Consider the following 5,736-nt stretch of genomic DNA (forward strand, 5'->3'; position numbering starts at 1 on the left):
CGTTATAGACGATATTAAAAGTATTAGCAAAGCTAATTTGTGTGCAACCCAGACCAAGTACGAGGCACGTGGCAGCGCTCACTAGTAAGTTTGCGCCGACGGCTGCAAGTTTTTTTGTATGCTTGGGTTTGGGAGTGAGTGACAGCATCAAGATTACCAAAGCAAGCAAAGCCACAGAGAGCAAAACCTTGCCATTGATAGCGTAGGTATAGCCACCACCGACAGCTGCAGCAGTACCCAATGCCAAGATATCGCCTGCCATGATGGGGGTGTTTTTGAAGGTAACCACAAAGAATTCAGCAATACCAGCGAGCTCAAAAATAAGAGCGGCAATTGTGGCACCAACACCAGAACGCTGAGTCAAAAAATGGAGTGCCACCATCACAAGCAAAATGATAGCAATCTCAAGAATCATGCCTTCAATCCAGAAACTGTCAATACGTGGGTTTGAAGGCAGTTCAATGCACACAAACGTGAGATAAGCACCTAACAGCAACATGAGCGCTTCGAGAATCTGAGGTGCAGGTTTGTGAAGCTCAGAAAGTAGCTTGCGGATGTTGTTGTGCCAAAGCGACACAATCGAGCCAGTTGTTAATGCAGCACTAAGAGCAAGGCGTTCCAGCAGCCCTGCGCTCACAAGCCCCGCTGCATCGTAGATGCCCATGCCTACAAGAAGGAGAGTAAAGACAATGCTCCAACCCCAATCGGCGGGTCTTATATCGTCTTTCTTGAATGTGCGCGGCACAAGTACATAAGCTGCTATTACAAGACAGAGAAAAACAAACTCAATAGCAAACATGACAACACTTTCGACGAGCTTTACGAGTTGACTCAAACAGATACAAGTTTCCCACGGTGTACATGAATATAATCTTAAGACATTCGAAAATTAATGAAAAAAATAGAGAAAAGAGCAGGTAGACTGTGAAATACAATCTACCTGCTCTTGAATTAGACCCAGAAAAGCAGTGAGTTGTAGCTAGGTACAGGCCACCAGTCCTCACCACAAATTTCTTCCATAGCATCGACCTTTTGACGTAGGTCTGCCATTGCGGGTAAAACATCGTCGCGATAGGCATTGTCCTGCTCGCCAGGATCTGCGAGTGCTTGGACAGCGGCGTTGCGCTCCTCTAAGGTATGGGTAGCAGCAGCGATTGCGGAGATGCCCTCGGTGACTATGCGGACCGTTTCTTTTTCGGTGGGGCTATCGATGCCGATGGCCTCTTTGGCTGCTACCGCAGTAGCAATTTCGGAAGAGAAACTGGTGAGCGCTGGCAAGTAGAGCTTGCGTGCCATCATTACCATGGTATTGGCTTCGATATTGAGGAGCTTTGCATATTGCTCGGCTGCTGAAATGTAACGAGCACGGAGTTCAGACTCGCTGAGTACACCATAGCGACCAAAAAGAGCTATGGCTTGTGGAGCAATCAGCGCAGGCAGGGCATCAGGAGTCGTCTTGAGATTGTGCAGGCCGCGACTTATAGCCTCAAGCTCCCAGTCCTCAGAGTAGCCATTGCCCTCAAAAATAATCCGGCGATGCTCGCGGAAGGTGCGTTTGACCCATGCCAAAGCATGTTCGACGAATTTGTCAGCGGGAACACGTTCGAGATCGTTGGCAAAGCGATCGCACTGCTCGGCTACTGCGGTATTCAGTACGACATTGGGGCCAGAAAGATTTTGCTGGCTACCACACATGCGGAACTCAAACTTGTTGCCGGTAAAGGCAAAAGGAGAAGTGCGATTGCGATCGGTATTATCGCGGAAGAAGTTCGGTAATTGAGGGACTCCCAAGTCAACCTCGGTGCGACTATGAGAATGCACAGAACGGTCATTAACCAGTGCATCTACAACAGGCGCAAGCTCGTCTCCAAGAAAGACGGATACGATAGCGGGCGGTGCCTCATTGGCGCCTAGACGATGGTCGTTGCCAGCCGATGCAATGCTTGCACGCAATAAGTCTGCATGTTCATCGACTGCTGCGACCAAGAAGGACAAAAACACCAAGAATTGCAAATTTTCCTCGGGCTCATCCCCAGGCTCCAGTAGATTTTGTCCATCGGCAGAAAGTGACCAGTTGTCATGCTTACCTGAGCCATTGACATACTCAAAAGGACGCTCGTGTTGTAGGCAAGCAAGTCCATGTCGGGTTGCGAGCAGTTTGAGTTTTTCCATGGTAAGGAGGTTGTCATCAATAGCAACTGAGCCCTGCTCAAAAATGGGAGCAAGTTCGTGCTGTGAAGGTGCAACCTCGTTATGCTTGGTACGGACGGGTACACCGAGCTTCCAGAGTTCATCGTCAACTTCCTTCATAAAGGCGTTGACGGTAGGACGAATAGCTCCGAAGTAATGTTCTTCGAGTTCTTGTCCCTTGGCGGGTGGGCAACCAAAAAGCGTGCGGCCAGTTAGTACCAGATCAAGACGAGCGGCAAAGTCCTGCTCACGAATAAGGAAATACTCCTGTTCGGGACCGCAGGTGGTGACTACGCGGTGGGGTTTGCGACCAAAAAGAGCAAGTACACGCTTTGCTTGGCGCTCGATAGCAACCTGTGAGCGCAAAAGCGGAGTTTTTTTGTCCAGAGCTTCTCCGGTGTAGCTAATAAAGGCGGTTGGGATGCAAAGCACTTCATCTTTGATAAAGACCGGACTCATTGGATCCCAGACGGTATATCCGCGCGCCTCAAAAGTTGCACGCAAACCACCTGAAGGAAAAGATGATGCATCGGGCTCACCTTGGATAAGCTCTTTACCCGAAAACGCCATCAACACGGTGCCGTCATCGCGAGGTGTGATGAAGCTGTCGTGTTTTTCGGAAGTGATGCCTGTGAGCGGCTGGAACCAGTGGGTGAAGTGGGTGGCACCACGCTCAAGTGCCCAGCTCTTCATTGCGTGGGCGACCTCATTTGCAATGTCAAGATCAAGAGGCTCACCATCTTGAGTGACCTGCAGGAGCTTTTTGTATGTTGGCTTTGGCAGACGTTCCTGCATGTCAGCATCGGTAAATAACAGACTTCCGTACTCTTGCGAGACCTTGTCTTTACCCATATCAAATCCTCTCGGGTTTTCATGTGCGGTCATGCGGCTAAAGTTTACGCCGAAATGCTGCATTTTTGCTGTCATTGGCCTATACGCACAAATGTTACGTGTGCGCTGGCGCGTGATGCCGACGTTAGCTGTCATAAGGGGCGGGTAGAATAGAGAGAACAGCTGTCAAAAAGAGCTTCAGAGGAGCTTTTATGCCTGAGAATACCTTTAGTGCCCATCGTACCATTGCCGTTATTGATGGCAATTCGCTTATGCACCGTGCCTTTCATGCGATTCCACCTACCATGACTGCGCCTGATGGTAGCGCAACCAATGCGATTTTTGGTTTTATCAGCATGTTTATTAAGATGGTCGAGACCTTTCGCCCAGACGGCATAATTTGTGCCTTTGATAAGGGCAAGCCTGCCGTGCGCATGGAGATGTTGCCTGAGTACAAGGCTCAACGTCCTTCGATGGATCCTTTATTACACCAGCAGTTTTCCACAGTAAAAGAGCTGCTCCATGCGATGGATGTGCCTGTGTGTGAGCTCAATGGATGGGAGGGTGACGATATTCTCGGCACTCTTGCACGCCGTGGTGAAGAAGCTGGTTACAACATGTATCTCATCACAGGTGACCGTGATATGTATCAGCTTTCGACAGATCACGTGCATATTGTCTCAACGCGCAAAGGCATGTCCGATGTGGCAATTATGACACCTGAGTCAGTTGAGAACCTCTATCACGGGATTACGCCCGAACTGGTTCCCGATTTCTACGGTCTTAAAGGCGATAGCTCAGATAATATTCCTGGTGTTCCCGGTATTGGTCCCAAAAAAGCCAGCGCACTTATCGTACAGTATGGCAATCTCGATGCGGTTGTTGCGCATGCTGATGAGGTCAAAGGTAAGGTGGGCGAAAGCCTGCGTGAGCATATTCAGGATGCTTTGCTGTCGCGTGAGGTGGCGCGGATTCGTACAGACGCACCACTTGATATGGATTTTGCCGATGCTAAATGGCCAACTTTTGACCCCGTAACTCTGCGTGCTGCTTTTACTGCATTGGGCTTTACCAGCCTGATCAAGCGCATGCTTGCCCTTGCTTCGGCCACGGCAGCACCTGAGGGTGACAAGCAAAGCGTTGCGTCTAAGCCTGCCTTTGAACTTCATAGCCCGCTTAGCGGAAAAGAAGCTCAGGCTGCTCTCGATGGTGCCCTTGAAGAAGGAGAGTGGATAGGCGTTGCCCTGGGGCTTGTTGAGGGTAAAGCTGGGCAGCTGACCTTGGATTTGGGAGAAGACAGTCAGCCACAACAGACACTCTGGCTCGCAACACGTGCAAATATACTGAGTTTTGAGGGTGATATAGCTCTTGCGACGCTTGAGCAACTCGTTCGCAAGGGAAAGCTTGTTGCAGCTGATATCAAGACATTAATACATGCGATTTGCCCGTATGATTCTGCGCTGCCCGCACGTGTGGAGCCTCATGAACTACGTTCTACGTGCCTTTTTGATTGTGGTATCGCTGCATATCTGCTTGATTCTGCACGCAGCAGTTTGGATATTGCATCACTGATGGCAGCTTTTCTTCCTGATGTTGTTTTGCCTGAGCCGAGCGATAAACTCCCACAGGCGGCACTTGATGCTTTGGGTGCGTGTTTGCTGCAACCCAAGCTTGCTGCTCTGCTTGCTGAAGATGGCTCTGAGGAGATTTTTAACACCATTGAGATGCCGTTGCTGCCCGTGCTTTTGCAGATGGAGCGCACGGGCCTTAAAGCTGACCCAGCGATTTTTGCTGCTCAATCGGCTGAACTTGCCCGCGAAGTCAATCAAATGGTTGCAGATATTCACGAAGCTGCAGGTGAAGAGTTTAATGTCGATAGTCCTATGCAACTCTCACATGTGCTTTTTGAGGTATTGGGCTTGCCAAGCTATGGCCTCAAAAAGACTAAGCGCGGCTACTATTCCACTAATGCCAAAGTGCTTGAGGACCTTGCTCAAGAAGAACCGATTGTTGCCGAAGTGCTTGATTACCGTGAGCGTGCAAAGATAAAGTCTACCTACTTAGATGCTTTACCTGCACTTATTCTAAGTGATGGACGTATTCATACCACACTCAATCAGACGGTGACCGCAACGGGGCGCTTATCGAGTTCTGATCCTAATTTGCAAAATATCCCTACGCGCTCTGAGTTGGGCCATCGTGTACGACGTGCTTTTACGGTGCCTGAGGATGCGGTCTTCTTGGCCTGCGACTACAGTCAAATTGAGCTTCGCCTACTCGCACATCTGTCAGGTGATGAGCATCTCATTCGTGCATTTTGCGAAGGTGAGGACTTTCATGCTGAAACTGCTGCACGTGTCTTTGGCGTGCCTGTCTCTGAAGTAACACCTGCACTGCGCAGTCGTGCCAAGGCGGTTAACTTTGGCATTGTCTATGGTCAACAAGCGTATGGTTTGGCCACTTCGCTCAAGATTCCACGCGCCGAGGCACAAGAGATGATTGATCGTTACTATGAAGCCTATCCTGATGTTCGTACTTTCCTCGATGCACAGGTTGCGCTTGCACACAAGCAGGGTTGGGTTGCGACAATGTATGGTCGCAAACGTCATATTGCTGAGATTTCTGCGCACAATCGCCAGCTTGTTGCCTTTGGCGAGCGTACAGCAACTGTCTCTTATACACATCTCCGAGCCCACGAGACCGTTATTCTAATCT

Annotated in this window: 2 protein-coding genes and 1 pseudogene; 1 reads left to right on the plus strand and 2 read right to left on the minus strand. The window is 49.8% G+C overall.

Annotated elements, in window-relative coordinates:
- A pseudogene (locus Q0X25_RS06835) lies at positions 1 to 799 on the minus strand (hypothetical protein); the annotation flags it as partial.
- A gap of 152 nt (positions 800 to 951) precedes the next feature.
- Complete coding sequence (locus tag Q0X25_RS06840) at positions 952 to 3,042, minus strand: glutamine synthetase III (RefSeq protein WP_298580378.1); 2,091 nt, start codon at positions 3,040 to 3,042, stop codon at positions 952 to 954.
- A gap of 191 nt (positions 3,043 to 3,233) precedes the next feature.
- On the opposite strand from Q0X25_RS06840, the gene polA reads away from it, so the two are divergent.
- Positions 3,234 to 5,736 (plus strand): DNA polymerase I (gene polA / locus Q0X25_RS06845; protein WP_298580380.1); only part of this gene is annotated, 2,503 nt, incomplete at its 3' end.

Source organism: uncultured Olegusella sp., from assembly GCF_947253395.1.
Classification (GTDB): domain Bacteria; phylum Actinomycetota; class Coriobacteriia; order Coriobacteriales; family Atopobiaceae; genus Olegusella.

Coding starts and splice junctions, on each gene's coding strand:
- Q0X25_RS06840 (WP_298580378.1), bottom strand. CDS start 3,042: ATGGGTAAAGACAAGGTCTCGCAAGAGTACGGAAGTCTGTTATTTACC.